Origin of the sequence: Brevibacterium sp. K72, from assembly GCF_050562175.1 — a bacterium.
GTDB lineage: Bacteria > Actinomycetota > Actinomycetes > Actinomycetales > Brevibacteriaceae > Brevibacterium > Brevibacterium casei.
Genome location: NZ_CP191582.1, coordinates 458,347 through 478,406, shown reverse-complemented (window position 1 = coordinate 478,406; position 20,060 = coordinate 458,347). Strand labels below are relative to the sequence as shown.

17 protein-coding genes and 1 tRNA gene are annotated in these 20,060 nt (G+C 68.3%); 3 read left to right on the top strand and 15 right to left on the bottom strand.

Translation table 11 applies throughout. The features are described from left to right. Window positions 1-588 precede the first annotated feature (588 nt). Window positions 589-2,421, bottom strand: a complete 1,833-nt coding sequence (locus ACQ1RG_RS02165) for a phosphoenolpyruvate carboxykinase (GTP) (RefSeq protein WP_278373420.1) — start codon at window positions 2,419-2,421, stop codon at window positions 589-591. A gap of 186 nt (window positions 2,422-2,607) precedes the next feature. Here ACQ1RG_RS02165 and ACQ1RG_RS02160 point away from each other — a divergent pair, with 186 nt between their 5' ends. Together ACQ1RG_RS02160 and ACQ1RG_RS02155 are read left to right on the top strand one after the other, a co-directional pair. Further along, complete coding sequence (locus ACQ1RG_RS02160; RefSeq protein WP_258403367.1) at window positions 2,608-2,733, top strand: hypothetical protein; 126 nt, start codon at window positions 2,608-2,610, stop codon at window positions 2,731-2,733. A 116-nt stretch (window positions 2,734-2,849) separates the two neighbouring features. Then, a tRNA-Arg gene (locus ACQ1RG_RS02155) sits at window positions 2,850-2,925 on the top strand. Between the two features lie 131 nt (window positions 2,926-3,056). On the opposite strand, the gene ACQ1RG_RS02150 is transcribed toward ACQ1RG_RS02155, so the two are convergent. The 12 genes from ACQ1RG_RS02150 to ACQ1RG_RS02095 form a co-directional block, all read right to left on the bottom strand. Next, window positions 3,057-3,416: a universal stress protein gene (locus tag ACQ1RG_RS02150; protein WP_063250605.1), complete on the bottom strand. Its 360-nt coding sequence runs from the start codon at window positions 3,414-3,416 to the stop codon at window positions 3,057-3,059. 57 nt (window positions 3,417-3,473) lie between these two features. After that, complete coding sequence (locus tag ACQ1RG_RS02145) at window positions 3,474-4,889, bottom strand: sugar porter family MFS transporter (protein ID WP_009381069.1); 1,416 nt, start codon at window positions 4,887-4,889, stop codon at window positions 3,474-3,476. 179 nt (window positions 4,890-5,068) lie between these two features. Then, complete coding sequence (locus ACQ1RG_RS02140) at window positions 5,069-5,953, bottom strand: sugar phosphate isomerase/epimerase family protein (protein ID WP_009381067.1); 885 nt, start codon at window positions 5,951-5,953, stop codon at window positions 5,069-5,071. A 10-nt stretch (window positions 5,954-5,963) separates the two neighbouring features. Then, window positions 5,964-6,980 carry a Gfo/Idh/MocA family protein gene (locus ACQ1RG_RS02135; RefSeq protein WP_009381065.1) on the bottom strand — a complete coding sequence of 339 codons (1,017 nt, stop codon included), beginning with the start codon at window positions 6,978-6,980 and terminating at the stop codon, window positions 5,964-5,966. A gap of 61 nt (window positions 6,981-7,041) precedes the next feature. Next, on the bottom strand, window positions 7,042-7,971 hold the full coding sequence (locus ACQ1RG_RS02130; RefSeq protein ID WP_009381064.1) for a sugar phosphate isomerase/epimerase family protein: 930 nt from the start codon (window positions 7,969-7,971) through the stop codon (window positions 7,042-7,044). Window positions 7,972-8,033: 62 nt separating this feature from the next. Continuing rightward, window positions 8,034-9,935, bottom strand: coding sequence for a 3D-(3,5/4)-trihydroxycyclohexane-1,2-dione acylhydrolase (decyclizing) (gene iolD / locus ACQ1RG_RS02125; RefSeq protein ID WP_009381062.1), 1,902 nt, complete (start codon window positions 9,933-9,935; stop codon window positions 8,034-8,036). Further along, entirely contained in the window at window positions 9,932-10,918 is a 987-nt protein-coding gene (iolB, locus tag ACQ1RG_RS02120) for a 5-deoxy-glucuronate isomerase (RefSeq protein ID WP_430600457.1), read from the bottom strand. The genes iolD and iolB overlap by 4 nt, the downstream gene beginning before the upstream one ends. Then, on the bottom strand, window positions 10,915-11,826 hold the full coding sequence (locus tag ACQ1RG_RS02115; RefSeq protein WP_009381058.1) for a Cgl0159 family (beta/alpha)8-fold protein: 912 nt from the start codon (window positions 11,824-11,826) through the stop codon (window positions 10,915-10,917). Before ACQ1RG_RS02115 ends, iolB begins: the two co-directional genes overlap by 4 nt. Continuing rightward, entirely contained in the window at window positions 11,826-13,016 is a 1,191-nt protein-coding gene (gene iolC, locus ACQ1RG_RS02110; protein WP_082835001.1) for a 5-dehydro-2-deoxygluconokinase, read from the bottom strand. The genes ACQ1RG_RS02115 and iolC overlap by 1 nt, the downstream gene beginning before the upstream one ends. Window positions 13,017-13,339: 323 nt before the next feature. Next, window positions 13,340-14,107, bottom strand: a complete 768-nt coding sequence (locus tag ACQ1RG_RS02105) for a GntR family transcriptional regulator (protein ID WP_009381048.1) — start codon at window positions 14,105-14,107, stop codon at window positions 13,340-13,342. Window positions 14,108-14,147: 40 nt separating this feature from the next. Beyond that, window positions 14,148-15,140, bottom strand: a complete 993-nt coding sequence (locus ACQ1RG_RS02100; protein WP_144588940.1) for a sugar phosphate isomerase/epimerase family protein — start codon at window positions 15,138-15,140, stop codon at window positions 14,148-14,150. Then, on the bottom strand, window positions 15,137-16,321 hold the full coding sequence (locus ACQ1RG_RS02095; RefSeq protein ID WP_144588942.1) for a Gfo/Idh/MocA family protein: 1,185 nt from the start codon (window positions 16,319-16,321) through the stop codon (window positions 15,137-15,139). The genes ACQ1RG_RS02100 and ACQ1RG_RS02095 overlap by 4 nt, the downstream gene beginning before the upstream one ends. Window positions 16,322-16,580: 259 nt before the next feature. Between ACQ1RG_RS02095 and ACQ1RG_RS02090 the strand changes: the two genes are divergently transcribed. Beyond that, window positions 16,581-17,276 (top strand): alpha/beta hydrolase, encoded by a 696-nt coding sequence (locus ACQ1RG_RS02090; protein ID WP_144588944.1) that lies wholly within the window; start codon window positions 16,581-16,583, stop codon window positions 17,274-17,276. Window positions 17,277-17,468: 192 nt separating this feature from the next. On the opposite strand, the gene ACQ1RG_RS02085 is transcribed toward ACQ1RG_RS02090, so the two are convergent. Further along, window positions 17,469-18,272: a DNA alkylation repair protein gene (locus tag ACQ1RG_RS02085; RefSeq protein WP_260984428.1), complete on the bottom strand. Its 804-nt coding sequence runs from the start codon at window positions 18,270-18,272 to the stop codon at window positions 17,469-17,471. A gap of 313 nt (window positions 18,273-18,585) precedes the next feature. Continuing rightward, complete coding sequence (gene argG / locus ACQ1RG_RS02080; RefSeq protein ID WP_009381039.1) at window positions 18,586-20,007, bottom strand: argininosuccinate synthase; 1,422 nt, start codon at window positions 20,005-20,007, stop codon at window positions 18,586-18,588. Window positions 20,008-20,060: the final 53 nt, after the last annotated feature.

The window sequence follows — 20,060 nt, the reverse complement described above, 5'->3', positions numbered from 1 at the left end:
ACTCCGCACCCGTTGCGCGGCGTCGCACCCGTGGCGCTGCTTCGCACCGGCAGTCGCACGAACAACCTCGAGCACGCCACCCCTGCGCCGCAGCGTTACGTCCTACGTTTGCAAGCGTAGGATTTGCAACTCCGAGGAGTGGTGCACGCATGGTGCAGTGTCGCCGTGCTGCCGCGCCGGCCACATCCCACCGTCGGCATCTATTCACACCCCAAGCGATGCTTCGCACCCGCAGCTGAACGAACAACCTCGAGCGCGCCACCCCCTCGCTGGAGCGCTGATTCCTCCCCTTGCACCGGGATGAATTGCCGCTTCGGGGAGGGTCAGCGGAGCGGCCCGGCGCTCCTGAGACTGCCGGGCCAAGGCGGCCCGGCACTGCGGAGGCCGCCCGGCCAAGGCTGCCACCCGACGCCGCCCGGAACCCCCGACCGACGTCGAACACGACGATCCCCCGACCACCTCGGCGGTGATCGGGGGATCGTCGGTGTCAGTGCGACGCCGTGAGGCTCAGCGGTTCACGTGAACCGCTGCCACACATCCGCACCGCTGAGCACTGCACGTGCTCAGCGACTCACGCAGATCAGCACTTCAGGCAAGGCCGAGGCGCTCGCGGAGGCTGTCGACCTCGGCGCGGAGTTCGGCCGGAACCGAATCACCGAGCTCGGCGTACCACTCTTCGATCGAGGCGAGCTCGGTCTCCCACTCCTCGGGCTTGATCGCGAGCGCCTTGCGCAGCTGCTCCGCGGTGAAGTCGAGGCCCTCGGTGTCGAGTGCGCCCTCAGCCGGGGTGAAGCCGAGCGGGGACTCGACAGCGTCGGCGGTGCCGGCGACGCGCTCGAAGACCCACTTGAGGACACGCGAGTTCTCGGAGAACCCGGGCCACAGGAACGAGTTGTCGTCATCGCGACGGAACCAGTTGACGTAGAAGATCTTCGGCAGCTTCGCACCCTCGGTCTGGCCGATGTTGAGCCAGTGCTGGAGGTAGTCGCCGACGTTGTAGCCGATGAACGGACGCATCGCCATGGGGTCACGACGGACGACGCCGACGGCACCGGTGGCTGCCGCGGTGGTCTCCGAGGAGAGCACCGAGCCCATGAACACACCGTGGTTCCAGTCGCGGGTCTCGGTGACCAGCGGCATCGTCGTGTTGCGGCGTCCGCCGAAGAGGATCGCCGAGATCGGTACGCCGTTGGGGTTCTGCCACTCGGGAGCGAGCGTGGGAACGTTGGCGATCGGGGTGCAGAAGCGCGAGTTCGGGTGCGCGGCCGGGGTCTCCGAGTCCGGAGTCCAGTCGTTGCCCCGCCAGTCGGTGAGGTGCGCGGGCTTCTCGTCGGTCTTGCCCTCCCACCACACGTCGCCGTCGTCGGTGAGCGCGACGTTCGTGAAGATGTTGCCGCCGGCCTCGATCGCGTGCATCGCGGTCGGGTTGGTCGAGTAGCCGGTACCCGGCGCGACGCCGAAGAGGCCGAACTCGGGGTTGACGGCGTAGAGTTGGCCGTCCTCGCCGAAGCGCATCCACGCGATGTCGTCACCGAGTGTCTCGGCCTTCCAGCCGGGGATCGTCGGCTCGATCATGGCGAGGTTGGTCTTGCCGCAGGCCGAGGGGAACGCGGCGGCGATGTACTTGACCTGGCCCTCCGGGTTCGTCAGCTTGAGGATGAGCATGTGCTCGGCCAGCCAGCCCTCGTCGTGGGCGATCGCCGAGGCGATGCGCAGTGCGTAGCACTTCTTGCCGAGCAGCGCGTTGCCGCCGTAGCCGGAGCCGAACGACCAGATCGAGCGCTCCTCGGGGAAGTGGGTGATGTACTTCGTCGAGTTGTTCGGCCAAGCGACATCGGCCTCGCCCTCAGCGAGCGGGGCGCCCACCGAGTGGACGCACTCGACGAAGTCCGCGTCCTGCGCATCGATCGCGTCGAGGGCGTACTTGCCCGAGCGAGCCATGATGAGCATCGAGAGCACGACGTAGGGCGAGTCGGTGACCTCGATGCCGAACATCGGCTGATCCGCCTCGGCGAGGCCCATGACGAAGGGGATGACGTACATCGTGCGTCCGCGCATCGAGCCGTCGAAGAGACCGTTGAGGGTCTCCTTCATCTCCGCGGGGGCGACCCAGTTGTTGAGCGCGCCGGCGTCCTTCTCGTCGACCGAGCAGATGTAGGTGCGGTCCTCGACGCGGGCGACGTCCTCGGGATCCGAGGCGGCGTAGTAGGAGTCCTTCGTGCCGGTGAGGCGCACGAGCGTGCCGGCATCGACGAGCTGCTGCGTGATGAGGTCCCGCTGACCCTCGGAGCCGTCGATCCACACGATCTCGTCGGGGGTGGTGAGGGTGGCGATCCGGCTGACGAACGAAAGCACCTTCTCGTTCTTCGTGGGGGCGTTCTTCAGCTGGTCAGCGACGACGTCATGGTCGAGGACCGTCATGAGTGGTCTCCTGGTGTATCGGGGGTTTCGCGACGGATGTCGGAGGGCGGTACATCTCCACGGTAGGGTGGGCGCAATGGTGAAGATCACCGAATATCGCCGCTCGAAGATGTGCATTGGAACACAACCAGGGCACTTGTGACTTATTCTCGGCAAGCACATGCCGTGTTTTTGCAGAAGTGTGACGTGAAGTTTCAGATCGATGATCTGCTTGAAAACTGGATCATCGATTTCCTCGCCGAGGCGGTCAACCGTCCCGTGCGTCCCCTTTGGCAGCCGTCCGGCGGAGCGGATTCCTGCGGTCAGCGCTGAACGTTGCGGCGGAAGTCGCCCGAAACTGTGGCGAAGGGCACTGGTCGGAGATTTGAGGTCGGATCGGCATCGTGTGTATAGTTGATCGAGTTGCAGGGCGGGAGCCCGGTGACGATGCGCCACTAGCTCAACGGATAGAGCATCTGACTACGGATCAGAAGGTTGGGGGTTCGAATCCCTCGTGGCGCACCACGAAAGGCCCCTCACCAGGAGAGATTCCGGTGAGGGGCCTTCGTCATGTCCGCGTCGTCCGCCCCTAGGACCCCACCACTGACTCCGACGCTGATGGGGCCGGCGCATCACTGGCAGAACGCCCGGGGTGATCAGGCTTTGACCGCGAGCACCGGCACCGGCGAGTCGAGGAGCAGCCGCTGACTCACCGAGCCCATGAGAGCCTTGCCGACCCGGGAGCGGCGCTTCATGCCGATGACAAGCCGTGCGATGTCGTCGCGTTCCTCGAGTTCGTCGAGGACGGCCTCGGCGGGATCGCGATCACCGCGACCCTGGCGGCCGACGAGCTCGTACGGCACTTCGGAGGCGTCGAGCACGGTCGTGTCGAAATCGGACTGGATACCCAGCGGGATGACGACGAGGTTCGTGTCGAAATGCCGGGCTTCGCCGATCGCGGCCGTGACGGCTGCGTCGGCTGAGGCGTTGTCGGGGACTGCCACCATGATGGCCATGGTCACTCCTTGGATGCTCGGTGGGCGGGGATGTGTCATCGAGGATACTCGGGACCCTCAGCGACCGTACTTCGTGCGGAACTCCTCTTCGAGGTCCTCGAGGGTCTTGTTCCTCGTTTCGGGGACCATGAAGTAGATGAAGATGAGGGCGAGAACTCCGAGGCCGGCGAACATGAAGAAGGTGTTCGCGATCCCCATGCCGGCGACGACGCTGGGGAAGAACTGGGCCACGGCGGCATTGGCCATCCACAGGGCGAAGACGCAGATGCCCATGGCGAACGAGCGGATCTTCAGCGGGAAGATCTCGGCGAGCATGAGCCATACGAGGGGTCCGAGCGTGCCCTGCATCGAGAAGACGAAGAGGACGACGAAGACGAGGATCGCGTACGCCTTGAACTGCCCGTCCGGGAGGAACACCGCGGAGAGGCCGATGAGGAGGTGGAACGTGCTCGTGAGTGTGAACCCGCCGAGCAGCATGACCCGCCGCGGCAGCTTGTTGATGAGCATGATGCCGACGGTGACGCCGAGGACGGAGAAGAGTCCGTTGAAGGTGTTCGCGATGATTGCGGCGTCGGCGGAGAAACCGGCGTCGGTGAGCAGCTGGGTGCCGTAGTACATCACCGAGTTGATGCCGGTGAGCTGCTGGGCGATGCCGAGGCCGACGCCGATGATGACGAGGCGCAGCACCCACTTCGAGGCGAGGTCGGACAGTCCGCCCGTCTTCGACTTCTCCTCCTCCTCGGCGAGGAGTTCGACCTCCTTCATCTCCGCCTCGGCGCGTTCGGTCGAGCGGACCTGTTTGAGCACCTCGAACGCCTGGTCGTCACGGTGTTTCGAGATCAGCCAGCGCGGGCTCTCGGGGAGGAAGAGCATGCCGATGAGCAGAGCGATCGCTGGCAGCACGGCGACGGCGAGCATGTACCGCCACACGCCCTCGTGCTCTCCCCAGATGTTGAAGATGATCGCGTTGATGACGAAGGCCGCGAACTGACCGACGACGATCATCACCTCGTTGCGGGTCACCAGCGAACCTCGCCGTTCGAACGGGGCGAGCTCGGCGAGGTAGACCGGCACTGTCGTCGACGCAGCGCCGACGGCGAGACCGAGGAAGAACCGGGCACCGGCGAGGAACTGCCAGTTCGGTGCGAGCGCGCACGCAAGCGTGCCGACGATGAAGAACGTCGCGAGCAGGAGGATGTTCGACCGCCTGCCGAAGGCATCGGAGAGCCGCCCACCGATGACGGCGCCGAAAGCGGCCCCGATCGTGAGGAAGCTGACGACGATCCCCTCGGTGCGCGGGGTGAGCCCGAAGTCCTGGGTGAGCGGCTCGAGGGCACCGTTGACGACGCCGGTGTCGTAGCCGAAGAGCAGACCGCCGAAGGTGGCGACGACGGCGATGATCCCCAACCGGGAGGTGTGCGGACCTTTGGTGTCAGGGGGCAGGTCCACGAGTGACTTCTGTTGACCGCTCATGGCGTTCACTCTCCTTTGAATGACTCAGTGAATGGTGCTGAATGACTCGGTGAATGGTGCGGTTCGGATGTGCGCGGGCGCACGTCGGGTAGGGCGATGTCCGCCAGCCTCAGGCGATGGGTGAGCCTGTGCTCGTTCGGATCGGCGGCCGATGTGTCAGGCGGCCCTGGGGGTTCTCGTCAGTCGGCATCACCTCGATGTCCGGCGACGAGCTCGTCGATCGCCTGCTTCTGGTACCGGCTGACGGTGTCGTTGTTCTCGTTCTCCCCGAAGACGTTGGAGACGATGAGCGCATCCTCCCGGTCGAGGGATCCTGCAGTCCCCAGGGTCGCGAAGAGGGCGTCGAAGTCGACGTCCCCGTCGCCCACCTTGAGGTGCTGGTGCACCCTCGCCGAGGTGGTCGGCGGGTTCGCGATGTACCGCAGCCCGTGTGAGGCCCGGTGGTCGTAGGCGTCGGAGATGTAGACCGCGCGGAGGCGGTCGCCGAGTTCGGGGACGAGCGTGTCAAGGCAGTCGCCGTAGTGGAAGGTGTGCGGGGCGACGTAGACGAAGCCGATGGCGTCCGAATCGAGCCCGCGCAGCACCCGCCACGCCTCGTGGCCGTCCTCGACGAAGTCGTCGGGGTGGGGGTCGAAGTTGAGCCTGAGGCCCTCGCGTTCGACGCGGGGCAGCAGCTCGTCCATCGACCGGTAGAACGATTCCTCGGAGTCCTCGAACGACTCGGGTCGGCCGCTGAACTCGGTGTTGATCGTGCCCACGCCGAGGTCGACGGCGATGTCGATGACGCGGTCGAAGTTCTTCACCGCAGCCTGCCGTTTCGCCTCATCGGGCCACGCGATCCGCTGCACGGGCAGGAGCGCCGGTACGGTGATCCCGGCGGCGTCGACGCTGTGGGCGAAGCGCTTGATGAGGTCGCGGTCCATCTTCGGGTACCGGAAGTGCGTCGCGAAGTCCGGATGCGGGGTGAGCTGCATGTGCTCGAACCCGAGGTCGGCGGTGGCTGCGGCGAAGTCGAGCAGCCTGTGCGTGTGGTGGAGCGGGGTCGGGTCGTAGGCGATCTTCATCGTCTGCTCCTCACGCGTAGAACGCCGGGGTCGGCGGAACATCGATCGTGCGCTGACCGCCGCCGCCCAGCGAGGCGACTCCCTCCTGGCAGGCGACGGCGACCCGGTATCCGTCCCACGCTGACGGACCGGTCGTCGTGCCCGCCCGGGAGGCGTCGACCCAGGCTTGGACCTGTGCATCGTAGGCGGTGGCGAACCGGGTGGTGAAGTCGGCGTGCTCGCCCATTGAGAAGCGGCCCGCGTGCCAGGTCTGGAGTCCGGTGGGCTCGCCGATGCGGGCGATGCCGGAGGAGAACACCGCCTCGGTGGACACCTGGTAGCCGAACTGGACGCTGACGTTCATTTCGAGGTCGACGAGGACCCCGTTCTCGAGTTCCATGAGCACGAGGATCGGTTCACGCAGGCGCTCAGGCGTGAGCGGATTGCGGCGGGCGAACTTGACCTCGACGGATCTGATCGGCGATCCGGCGAGCCACGGGACGATGTCGAACTCGTGGACGACGGAGTCGGTGATGAGCGATTCCTGCTGGTAGGAGTCGGGGACGACCGCGTTGCGGTGGGCGCACCGGAGCATGAGCAGCTCCCCGGTCTCACCCGATTCGACGAGACCGCGCAGCTGCCGGTATTCGGGGTCGAAGCGGCGCATGAACCCGACCTGGATGAGCCTGCGCCCGCCTGCCTGTTCGGCCTCGAGGACGCGCAGCGAGGATTCGGGGTCGGGAGTGAGCGGCTTCTCGCACAGGGTCGGGATTCCGGCCTCGATCGCCGGCAGGAGCACCGGCTCATGGAGGAAGCCGGGGGTGGCGATGAGCAGACCGTCGACGGCGCCCGCATCGAGGGCGTCCTCGACCCGGGTGAAGGCCTGCGCGGCCGGAGCATCGCCGAGCGCCGCCTGGGCCCGGCCCGTGTCGGGTTCAATGACGGCCGAGACGTTCGCTCCGCTGATCGAGCGGGTGATGCGCCGGATGTGGTCGGCGCCCATCATCCCGGCGCCGACGACGCCGATGCGGAAGTCCTGTGCGTTCATGCTCGCTCCTTGCGATTGTGCTCTCGCCGAGGTGGCTGTCGGTGTCGACATGATCGTGTCCTCAGTGGTCGGTGGCGGCGGACGGGGTCGAGGCGAGGATCGTCTGCAGCGTCCGCTCGGCGATGGGGTAGGGGGCGTCGACGCTGCAGCCGAACATGTCCTGTTCGACGATGGCGAAGGTGTTCGGGTCGAGGGCGGCGACGGCCTCGATGATCGGATCGAGCGGCGGGATCCCCTGGTTCGGTTCGACCATGATTCCCTCGGCGACCGCCTCGGCGAAGGGCTGATCTGACTTGAGGACGTCCCAGATCCTCACCGGGTCGACCTGCTTGAGGTGGAGGTAGCCGATCCGGGAGGGATGGTCCTCGATGAGCCGCAGGTTGTCCCCGCCGTAGTAGGAGAAGTGGCCGGTGTCGAGGCAGAGGTTGGTGAAGCGCTCGTCGGTGAGTTCGAGGAACCGTTCGACCTCGGAGTGGGTGCCGACGTGGGAGTCGGCGTGCGAATGGAACTGCTGGTGGAGGCCGTACTCCTCCTCGAGCGCCTTGCCGAGGGCGTCGTGGCCGGCGGCGAGACGCTGCCAGCCCTCCGCGTCGAGGGTGCGGGCTTCGAGGACTTCGCTGGTGGCGTCCGAGCGCCACAGGTCGGGGATGACGACGATGTGCTCGCCGCCGAGGGCCGCAGTGAGCTTCGCGACGCGTTCGACCTGCTCCCAGGCCCGGGCGAACTGGTCGCCCGACTTGTGGAAGCCGGTGAAGACCGTTCCGCCGGAGAGTTTGAGGCCGCGGCTGCCGAGCTCCTCGCCGAGCTGTGCGGGATCGGTGGGAAGGTAGCCGTAGGGTCCGAGTTCGATCCACGTGTACCCGGCCTCGGCGACCTCGTCGAGGAACCGCTGCCAGGGCACCTGGCCGGGATGGTCGGGGAACCACACGCCCCACGAGTCGGGGGCGGTGCCGATGCGCAGCGGTTGCGTTGCCGCCGTCGAGGTGGTCATGGTGGGTGTCCTTCGTGTGCGGTCGGGTGCGGTGGCCTGTGGGCTGGTGTCGAGTGCAGTGCTCACAACAGCGGCCTCTGCTTCTTGACGGCGATCTCGTACTCGTCGCGGGCAGCCTGGGTGTCGCCCATCGTCGAGACCTCGGCGACGGGGACATCCCACCAGCCTTCACCGTCGGGGGCGTAGACGAGAGGATCGGAATGGATGTGGATGAGCGTCGAGGTCTCCGCCTCCCTGGCTGCGGCGACCGCCTCGGCCAGCCGCGTGCTCGCATCCGGTCCCGGGTCGATCTCGACGACGTCGATGCCGTACGACCGGGCGTTGGCGGCGAGATCGACGGGGAGGACCTCGTCGGTGCGGAAGTCGCTCGCCTCGGCGTCGTACTTCCGGTACCACGTGCCGAACCGGGGTGCGCCCACGGTCTCGGAGAGGTGGCCGATCGAGGCGAAGCCGTGGTTCTGGATGAGGACGACGATGAGCTTGAGCCCTTCGGCGACCGCGGTGACGAGTTCCGTGTGGAGCATGAGGTACGACCCGTCGCCGACCATGACGATCGCCTCCCGGTCCTCACCGGCGGCGTCGATCGCGCGGCGGACGCCGAGCCCGCCGGCGATCTCGTAGCCCATGCACGAGAACGCGTACTCGACGTGGTAGCCGAGCGGATCGTTCGTGCGCCAGAGCTTCTGCAGGTCACCGGGTAGGGAACCGGCTGCCTGGATGACGACGTCGCGGGGACCGGCGGCGGTGTTGACCGCCCCGATGACCTCGGCCTGACCGGGCAGCGCGGCATCGGTGGGGGCCGTGGCCTCATCGACGACGGCGATCCAGTCCGTGCGCTCACGGTCGACCCGTGCGCTCAGGTCCTCACTCACCCGGAAATCGCCGAGGTGCTCGTGCAGTCCCCGGATCCCCTCCCTCGCGTCGGCGACGAGGGGGAGGCGACTGCCGTGCTTGAACGCATCGAAGGCGGCGACGTTGAGGTTGACGAAGCGGACCTCCGGGTTCTGGAATACGGTCCGGCTCGCGGTGGTGAAGTCGCTGTAGCGGGTGCCGATGCCGATGACGAGGTCGGCGTCGGCGGCGATCCGGTTCGCTGCGGTCGACCCCGTCGCTCCGATCCCGCCGAGATTGAGGGGGTGATCCCAGTCGAGGACCCCGCCCCCGGCCTGGGTCGTGGCCACGGGGATCCCGGTCGCCTCGGCGAAGGCCCGCAGCTCGTCCTCGGCGTGGGAGTAGAGGACACCGCCTCCGGCGACGATGAGCGGGGTCCGGGACTCGCGGATCGCTGCGACCGCCCGCTCGAGCGGACCGGTCTCCGGCAGGGGCCGGCGCAGGTGCCAGTCGCGTTCGGTGAGGAACTCGGCGGGGACCTCGATGGTCTCGGCCTGGACGTCCTCGGGCAGGGCGATCGTCACCGCCCCGGTCTCGGCGGGGTCGGTGAGCACGCGCATCGCCGTCAGAGCGATCGAGAAGAGCTGCTCGGGCCGGTCGACACGGTCGAAGAACCGGGACAGCGGCCGGAACGCGTCGGTGACCTGCAAGGATGTGTCGTGCGGGTGTTCGAGCTGCTGGAGGACGGGGTCGGCGACGCGAGTGGCGAACGTGTCGGAGGGCAGAAGCAGCGCGGGCATCCGGTTCGATGTCGCCAAGGCCGCCCCGGTGAGCATGTTCGCCGCTCCCGGACCGACCGAGGCCGCCGAGGCGAACGTCGAAAGTCTCCGGTTCATCCGGGCGTAGCCGACGGACTGGTGGACCATCGCCTGTTCGTTCCGCGCCTGGTGGTAAGGCATCGCCCCGGGCTCGTCATGGTGGAGCTGACGCAGCGCCTGACCGATGCCGGCGACATTGCCGTGGCCGAAGATCCCGAAGGTCCCTGCGATCGTGCGCACCCGGGTATCGCCGTCGACCGTGTACTGGCGGGTCAGGAACGTCATCAGCGCCTGCGCGACCGTCATCGTCGTCATCGCCGTTCTCCTCCATCCTCGGTGGTGAACCCGTCGCGTCCGGGTGCGGCGGCGTTTTGAGTGCCTGTGGTGTCCTCATCGCCGGTCGGCTCCGCCGTGTAGGGCAGCCGCGGGTCGAACTCCTCACCCTCCCATTGTTCGCGGACCCAGCCGTGGGCGGGATCGTCGGTGATGAGCCACGCACGGTCGGGGTCGGGGCCCGCCATGACGTTGAGGTAGTAGTTGTCGTAGCCGGGGGCCGCGGCGACGGGGCCGTGGTACCCGTAGGGGACGAGGGCGATGTCGCCGGTGCGCACGATCGCCGAGGTCTCGATCTCCCCGGCCACCGAGGAGTACGTCGCGAAGAGCGCGAACGGATCGGCCGCAGCCGGGGCGGTCAGACCGCGGGAGACTGCGGATTCGAAGTAGTAGATCTCCTCGAGCCGGGTCTCGGTCCCGGCGATCGCTTCGTCGTGCTTGTGCGGGGGATAGGACGACCAGTTCTCGGCCGGGGTGATGACCTCGCACGCGATGATCTTCACGCAGTCGAGTCCCGCCGGGGTCGCGAAGTTGTGAACCTGTCGGCTCGAGCGCCCGGCCCCGCGCAGCTCGACGGGGACATCGGCCGCAGGCAGGTACTGGACGGGTCGGGTCTCCTCGGTCGGGGCTTCGCACACGGCGATGCGTCCCGAGCCCCTGACCGTCGCGGCGGTGCCGGTGGGCAGGTAGAGGCAGTCGGCAGGACCGTGGAAGACCGAGCGGCGACCGGCGAGGTTCTGCTCCCCGACGATGCCCTCGGGCGCGGAGTACTTCACGGTGAATGTCGGCCCGGACAGGGGCACGAGCACCCGTTCGACCGCCTCGGCGGGGAGGTCGACGGTCGCATCGGCGAGCTCGAGGATCCGCAGGCCGGTGTGCGCCCACCCGGGCAGGGAGGCATCGACGAGGGATTCGCAGGCGCCCGAGCTCAGGGTGTCGCGGCGGTGGAGCCAGTCGTTGATCATGCCGAGGTCCTCTCCGATCCGTGGACGAGTGCGGCCGCCCGGTCGACGGCGGCGCCGACGTCGCCGTCGGCGGGGTAGACGATGGAGCGGCCGATGACGAGGCCGCGGACCCCGGGCAGCGCGAGCGCGGCCTCCCAGCTGCGGAACGTTGCCTCGGGGTCGTCCGAGCGCTCGCCGCCGAGGAGGAGGGTGGGCAGGGTCGTCGCCGCGAGCACTCGGTCCATATCGTCGACGACGGGGATCTTCAGCCATGTGTGCGCCGAGGAGGTGCCGAGGCCCTGGGCGATCCCGATCGAGGTGATGACGGCTTCGGGGGTGAGGATGTTGCGCACCCGATCGTCGGCCCATTCGTTGAGGAAGGGTTCGATCATCACCGGGATGTCCTCGGCTGCACAGTCGTTGACGGCGCGGGCGTTGGCTTCGAGCGCCGATGCGGTCGCCGGGTCACCGAGGTTGATCCGCAGCAGGGTCTTCGCGAGGTCGATGCCGTCGCGGGCCATGCCGGCGGCGGTGTGACCGGTGAAGCGGTCGTCGATCTCGAAGGCCGAGCTGGCGAGGCCGCCGCGGTTCATCGACCCGACGGCGAGCTTGCCTTCGAGGCAGCCGAGGAACGCGAGGTCGTCGAGGACGTCGGGAGTGCCGAGGACGCCGTCGACGCCGGGACGGGAGAGTGCCGTGGCGAGCCGGTTGAGGAGGTCCTCGCGGTCGGCCATGGCCAACCGGTCGTCGCCGACGGCGTTCGCTCCGCGGGCGGGGTGGTCGGCGGCGACGATGAAGAGCTTCGAATCGGCACCGCCGATCGGGCGGCGGGCGCGGGCGGACCACGCGGCGGAGATCGCTGCCGGGTCGTCGAAGCGCGCGTCGCGGAGGCGGGCGAACGCCGCGGGGGAGAGGGTGGGAGTCGGCATCAGCGGTCCTTCGATGTCGAGGCGGCGGGGGTCGAGGGTGAGGTGTGAGCGAGGTCGGCTCCGGCGTTGTCGTTCGCCGAGGCGGTCTGCGTGGTACCGGGGCCACCGACGACGGCGGTCACCTCGGCGGTCGTCGGCATCGCCGTCGAGCACTCCCGACGGGTGGCGACGATGGCACCGGCGACGTTGGCGAAGCGCAGCAGGTACTCGAGATCCCAGCCTTCGAGCAGTCCGAAGCACAGGGCGCCGCCGAAGCCGTCGCCGGCGCCGAGACCGTTGACGACGTCGACGGGATACGGCGGGACCTCGACGCGTTCGTCGACGGTCTTCGCCAGCACGCCCTTGGGTCCCTGCTTGACGATGGCGAGTTCGATGCCGCGCTCGAGCAGGGCGTCGGCGGCGCGGTCGGGGTCCGTCTCGCCGACGGCGATCTCGCACTCCTCCCGGTTGCCGACGGCGACGGTGACGTGGTCGAGGGCTCGGGACACCTCGGCGGTGGCCGTCGCGGGATCGGACCAGAACATCGGGCGGTAGTCGAGGTCGAGGACCGTGTGCTCGGCGCGACCGCGGGCCGCCCAGGCCGCATGGTGGGTCGAACGGCTGGGTTCGACGCTCAGACCCGTGACCGTGGCCCAGAAGATCCGGGCGGTCCGGATCGCGTCGAGGTCGAGATCGGCCTCGGTGAGCGTGAGATCGGGGGCGATCGGGTCGCGGTAGAAGTAGAGGGGGAATTCATCGGGCGGGAAGATCTCGCAGAACGTCACCGGGGTGTTGTGCTCGGTGTCGGTGGCGACGAAACGGTTGTCGACGCCGAGGCGGGTGAGCTCATCGCGGAGGTACCGCCCGAACGGGTCGTCGCCGACGGCGGTGACGATCGCGGAGTTGAGTCCGTAGCGGGCAGCGGCGACGGCGACGTTTGAGGCCGAACCGCCGAGGTATTTGCCGAAGGTCTCGACGCTCTCGAGGCCGACACCGTCCTGGAGCGGGTAGATGTCGACGCCGATGCGCCCGATGCTCACAAGGTCGAACGGGGTGGTGCGCGGGGTCGTCGGAGCGGGAGTCCGGTCGGTCTGCGCGTCGGCCTGCTCGATTCGCGGGTGAGCCGTACCGGTCCGCGGGTGAACCGGCTGCGCGTCAGCCTGCTCGTTCCGCGGGTGATCCTGCGGTGACGGCGAAGGTGTCTGAGTCATGGACGTCGGTTCCCTCCGTGCGGCTGCAGTGCCGCGTGTCTATTTGTCAGGACAAACTATTTGTCATGACAATATCACTCATCGTGCTCTGCGTCACCCCCTTTTTTTGGGGGCGGTTCTGGGGAGTGCTCGCATCCCGGGAGCGGTCGTGAGGCAGCCGCTCGGTTTCGATCCCCCTGGTACGGATCGAACCACCGCGTGCGGATCCACACCGCGGCGTTGCAGCGGCTCGCAACGAGCACGAGCGCTCCTGCCGCTCAGCGTTCCCGTCCCTCAGCTGGCCCCGAGACGATCTGTGCCGCGCCACCAGCCGGGGGCGCCCCTCACCGGGAGACGAGCGTCGTCTCGAAGGAGTAGAGGTCGGGCCGGTAGCAGTGGTCGCCCCATTCGATGATCTGGCCCGAATGGTCGAGCGCGGTCCGGTGCATCGTCAGCAGCGGGGCACCTGGGGTGATGTCGAGGAGGTCGGCCTCGTCGTCGGCGGCAGCGCGGGCGCCGATCGTCTGATGGGCGACGGAGAAGACGACCCCGCGCTCGCGCAGGGTCTCATAGAGACCGGCGGTGACGAGCTCGGCGGCGGTGATATCGGCGAACGGCTCGGGCAGGACGTTGTGGAGGATCGCGAGCGGCGTCGAGCCGATGAGCCGGAGTCGGCGCAGGTGGAGGGTCGGGGACCCCACCGCCACACCGAGGCGCTCGGCGAATTCCGCGTCCGCCGCCTCGACGCGGTGGCTGAGCACGGTCGTCGCCGGTGCGTTGCCCGACTTCTGCAGGTCCTCGTGGAGGCTCGTGAGATCGACGGCCCGGGCGACGGGGCGTTGGAGGACCTGCGTTCCGACCCCGCGCCGACGCACGAGCAGCCCCTTGTCGACGAGGTCCTGGATCGCCTGCCGGATCGTCGGTCGGGAGAGACCGAGCCGCTCGGCCATCGAGACCTCATTCTCCAGACGGGTGCCCGCGGCGATGTCTCCGGCGGTGATCGCGGCCTCGAGGCGGCGGGCGATCTGGACGTAGAGCGGCGCGGCTCCGGCGGAGCGGTCGAGGGTGCCGAAGAACTCCTCGCTCAGCTCGGTCTCGGGTGCGCGTGCCATGGGGTCCCTGCTTCGTTCCGTACTCGGTCTGCCCTCGAGCTTACCCGGCGTGATCGCGGGCGGTGAGCAGCACCTCGGCGGCGGTCTCGAGTCCTTCGATGCGCCCGAGCGACTCGTCCTCGTGTTCGATGTGGACGGCCATGTCGGGGTCGACGGCGGCGAGGGCTGCGACGAACCGGTTCCAGAAGTCCTGGTCGTGTCCGCGTCCGAGCGCGACGAAGTCCCAGGCGGAGCCCTCCGGCCACCGGTTGATCGCCGCGCCCCCGCGGATGCGCGTGATCCGGTCCCCGGCGAACCGGGTGTGCCGGTCGTCGAGGACGCCGTGGACGGCCGCCGCCGGATTGATCCGCACGTCCTTGGCTGCGGCGTGGACGACCCGATCGCCGAGGTGGTCGATCGCGGCGATCGGATCGATCCCCTGCCAGAACAGGTGGGAGGGGTCCATCTCCGCCCCGATGTTCGCACCCCCGGTGGCGTCGATGAGACGCTCGAGGGTCGCGGGGTTGAAGACGAGGTTGTGCGGGTGCATCTCGATGGCGATCATCACCCCGCGGTCGGCGGCACGGCGGTCGAGTTCGCGCCACACGGGCACGGCGCGGGTCCACTGGTCCTCGAGGGTGTCGAGGTGCGAGGACTCCCACGGGTTGACGATCCACGTCGGGGTCGCGGCCCCCGCGCGGGCGCCGGGCAGTCCCGACATCGTCACCACCCGGGTCTGACCGAGGCGAGCGGCGACGTCGATGGCGCGTTCGATGTCGGCGAGCGTGGGCGGGCCGATCTCCGGGTTCGGGTCGAGCGGATTGCCGTTGGCGTTGAGGCCCGCCAGGGCGACCCCCGCCTCGGCGAAGGTCGCGAGGTAGTCGTCGCGGGCGGCATCGGAGGTGAGGATGTCGTCGATCGTCGGCATGTGCACGGGAGGGAGGAAGCCGCCGACGTTGATCTCGGCCGCATCGAGGCCGAGATCGCGGACCGCGTTGAGCGCCTCGGGCAGCCCGCGGTCGTGGAGGATGGCCGTGTAGACGCCGAGCCTCATCGGGTGACCTCCTCGGCAGCCCCGCCGTTCGCGGCCGAGGCGATGACGGCGTCGCGCACGGCCAGGGCGTGGAGACCGTCGGCGAAGGTCGCGCACCGCGGGTAGGACTCGGATTCGGGTCGACCGACGACCTCGTCGAGGAAGGCGCGGGCCTGGAAGGTGAAGCCGTCGTTCTGACCGATGCCCACGCCTGGGGCGGCCATCGGCACGCCGGTGCCGAAGTACGGGTGGGCCGGCCCGAGCTGGATGGTCGTCAGCCCGTCGCGGGTGGGATCGCCGCTTGTGCGACCGAGCGTGATCTCCCCGGGGCGGCGGAAGTCGAAGCCGGCGGAGCCGTTCTCGCAGAAGACCTCGATGGCGAAGGTGTTCGGGTGCCCGGCGGCGATGCGCGAGACCTGGAGGGTGCCCGAGCCGGTGCCGAACTCGACGCCGAAGCCTGCGTAGTCGTCGTTGGTCACGGGCTCGTACTCGTCGCTGACCTCGACATGGTCATGGCCGGTGACGTGGCCCAGCGGCAGCGGGCGTTCGGCGATCGAGGTGTGGAACCGCCCTCCCGAGACCGCGGTGATCGGACCGGCGATGAACTCGACGGAGTCGGTGAGGTGGCTGCCGACGTCGGCGAGTGCCCCGGTGCCGGCACCTCCCTGGTACCGCCAGCTCATCGGCGCGGTCGGCGAGCACGCGTAGTCGGTCCAGTAGTGGGCGTCGACGTGCTGGACTGGACCGAGAGTGCCGTTCGCGACGAGGTCGGCGATCGCCGCGAGACCCGGGGTGCGGCGGAAGGTGAAACCGAGGCGGGCGATCGAATCCGCGTTCTCAGCGGCGGCGATCATGGCGTCCGCCTCGGGGATCGTATCGGTGAGCGGCTTCTCGCACAGCACGTGCTTGCCGGCGCCGAGGAGCGCCTCGACGATCGGCTTGTGGAGCGAGTTGGCGACGACGACGCTGACGATGTCGATGTCATCGGCGGCGGCGATGTCCTGCCAATCGGTGTCGAAGCGGGAGTAGCCGAAGCGTTCGGCCGTGGTTCGAGCGGCGTCCGGCACGACGTCGCAGATCGAGACGAGGTCGATGGTCGGCAGAGTTCCGGTGCCGACGGTCGGGGCGGCCCGCCAGGCGGCGGCATGGGCGCGACCGGCCATGCCGGCTCCGATGACGGCGACGCCGAGTCGTTCGGTCATGACTTCTCCTTCGAAGACGGGGTGAGCACACACCACACTAGCGAGGAATTTGTCCGGTCAAAAGAGGTTTGCGAGTTTAATTTGTCCGGACATGAAATTTGAGCCTATTGAGACGCGGACGGACGGTGCCTTCACAGGGAATTCCCCGGTGGGAGGCTCAAGGGCCGTTGTAGGCTCACGGTGGGCACCCGCCCTGCACCCCCGCTGAGAATGGGACGCCGCCCCGAACGGGACGCGTCCGCTGATTCGAGGAGTACAGATGTCAGACAAGCCGAGTGTTGTCCTGGTCCACGGATTCTGGGGAGGTGCAGCCCACTGGGCCGACGTCATCGTCGAGCTGAGCAAGCGCGGCTACACCGACCTCCATGCTGTGGAGAATCCCCTCACCTCCCTCGCCGACGATGCTGAGCGCACACGCAAGATGGTCGCCCAGATCGACGGCCCCGTCATCCTCGTCGGCCACTCGTACGGTGGAGCCGTCATCACCGAGATGGGCGATCAGCCCAACGTCCTCGGCCTCGTCTACATCGCCGCCTTCGCGCCCGACGCCGGTGAGAGCCCGGGCGGGATCACGCAGGAGATGCCTCCGGAGGCCGCCCCGAACCTCGAGCCCGACTCGGACGGCTACCTGTGGGTCAAGCAGGACAAGTTCCACGAGAGCTTCTGCCAGGACCTCGGTGACGAGCAGGCCCTCGTCATGGCCGTCACGCAGAAGGCCCCGCTCGGCTCCACCTTCGAAGACGCAGTCACTGACCCGGCGTGGAAGGCGAAGCCGACCTGGTATCAGGTCTCGACGCAGGACCGGATGATCGCGCCCGACAACGAGCGTCGGATGGCCGAGCGGATGCAGCCGCAGAAGACGATCGAGCTCGACGCGAGCCATGCCTCGCTCGCCTCGCAGCCGAAGGCCGTCGCCGACCTCATCGACGAGGCTGCGGCCGCCGTCACCGCCTGACGCAGGCGTCCGGCCAGGCGGCGCCGCTCGGTGCGGCGGCCGGGCGGCCGTCCACGCGCGGCCGCCTGCCCGGCGCCCGTCTGCCAGCGCCCCGGAGGCGGATCCGGTTCGATATCGCGTCGCGTTTCGAACCAGATCCGCCTCCGGGGCTGTGCTGTCGGGGCGATGTGTCGTCGAAGGTGCGGGGTGCTGCTAAGCGTGCGACGAGCGTCCACTCTGGTGTGTCGAGCGGATCGCGGTCTGCTGATCGGGCGACAGCGGTCTGAGCGCCTCCCGGACCGTCACACCTGAGGCGCGGTGCGCCCGCGGCAGCAGCCACTCGAAGATGAGGTCAGGCCGCTTCTTCGCGGTGTCGCGCAGGACCCAGCCGATCGCCTTGCGAATGAAGAACTCACGCTCCTCGAGCATCGCGTCGGCGAAGCGCGAGAAGCGCTCGAAGTCACCGGCCCCGACGCGCAGTGGCCGCAGGTGGGCCAACAGAGCCGCCCGCCGCACCCAGAAGTCCTCATCGACCGCCCATCTCTCGAGCACTTGATCGAACTCGCCGCTCGCATCGGCGAGAGGACCGGCGAGATCGCCGGCGAGAGGATCCACGAGGGCCCAGGTTCCGGCCTCCCGGATGAAGGCTTCAATGAGATCGGCATCCGCGCCGCTGAGGTGGCCCTTCCCCCGAATGAGCACCATGACCGCCGCCGATCGCCGTTCGTAGATCGGGACCGAGCGCAGTTGACGCACAGCCGCCGACGGGCGTGCGCCGACCGGTCCGGACCACAGCTCCGTGGCCAGACCGACGACCGCATCGTGGTCGAAGTCGATGCCGCGCATCACGTCCGTGACCACGGCGCGGGTGTCGGGAACGCTCACCCCGTAGTGCGTGAGCGCGCTCTTGAGGTACGCCTTCTCCTTCTCAGCGCGAGCGGGATCCGCGCGGGCACGGAGTTCGGCGTCGATCACCTCGGCGAGGGTTCGGGAATCGGTCGCGCCTTCCGTGGTCATGGCTTCAGTCTGCATGAGCGCAGCGCCCGCGAGGAGGATCAGGCTCGAGAATCACGGAGATGTCGACTCCGATCCTCCTCGCGAGCGCGATTCCGAGAGGGGAGCACGAACAGCCGGTGCCATCACGGGAGGGGGCACGCGCACCCGACCGGTCAGCGCAGATAAGCAGACAAGCGGAGGACCCGCCTCGAAATCCGATACCCATTCGAGGCGGGTCCTCCGTGTGAGCGTCGCCCGGCAGCTGCACCGGTGCCGGACGACGCCGACGGCCCATCGATCGCAGGCACAGGTCACGCCCGGCGGGCCGCGGATCTCAGTCCGTGCCGGTGTCGAACGCGGCCGAGAGGCCCGACCGGTCGGTCGCGGCATCGACGTCGACATCGGTGCTGGCGATCTCCTCGGCGCCTCCGGCCTCGAGCGATCCGACGAGCTCCGAGGTCGGGCCCGAGACGATGCCCATCGCCGCGTACTGCTCGAGGCGGGCGCGGGAGTCGGCGATGTCGAGGTTGCGCATCGTCATCTGGCCGATCCGATCCTCGGGTCCGAATGCGGCGTCGCCGACGCGCTCCATCGACAGCTTCTCCGGGTGGTAGGAGAGGTTGGGGCCCTCGGTGTTGACGATCGTGTAGTCGTCGCCTCGGCGCAGGCGCAGCGTCACCTCGCCCGTGATCGCCGAGGCGACCCACCGCTGCATGGATTCGCGGAGCATAAGCGACTGCGGGTCGAGCCACCGGCCCTCGTACATCCGCCGCCCCAGCCGGCGCCCCTCTTCGTGGTAGAGCGCGATCGTGTCCTCGTTGTGGATGGCGTTGAGGAGACGCTCGTAGGTGATGTGGAGCAGGGCCATGCCCGGGGCCTCGTAGATGCCGCGGGACTTCGCCTCGATGATCCGGTTCTCGATCTGGTCGGAGACGCCGAGCCCGTGCCGACCGCCGATCTCGTTGGCCTTGTAGACGAGTGCCACCGGGTCGTCGAAGACCTCGCCGTTGATCGCGACCGGGCGACCGGCTTCGAAGCGGACGGTGACCTCTTCGGTCTCGACCTCGACGTCGTCGCGCCAGGCGGGTACGCCCATGATCGGTTCGACGATGTCGAGTCCCGCGTCGAGGAATTCGAGGCTCTTCGCCTCATGCGTCGCACCCCAGATGTTCGCATCCGTCGAGTACGCCTTCTCCGCGGAGTCGCGGTAGGGGTAGCCGTGGGCGACGAGCCATTCGCTCATCTCCTGCCGACCGCCGAGCTCCTCGACGAAGGCCGAGTCGAGCCACGGCTTGTAGATCCGCAGCTTCGGGTTTGCCATGAGCCCGTAGCGGTAGAACCGCTCGATGTCGTTGCCCTTGTAGGTCGAACCGTCGCCCCAGATGTCGACGCCGTCCTCCTTCATCGCGCGCACGAGCATCGTGCCCGTCACCGCCCGACCCAGCGGGGTCGTGTTGAAGTAGGTCTTCCCGCCCGAACGGACGTTGAACGCCCCGCACTGGAGGGCGACGAAGCCCTCTTCGACGAGGAGGCGCTTGGCATCGACGAAGCGCGCGATCTCGGCGCCGTACTCCTTGGCCCGAGCGGTCACGCCCTCGAGGTCGGGTTCGTCGTACTGGCCGATGTCCGCGGTGTACGTGCACGGAATCGCGCCCTTGTGACGCATCCACGCGACCGCGCAGGACGTGTCGAGGCCGCCGGAGAAGGCGATCCCGACGTGCTCACCGATGGGCAGGGAGGAGAGAACTTTCGACATGCCCCTCACTGTAGCCGTCCCGAGGTGCCTGTGTCGAATTGTTATGCAGGGGA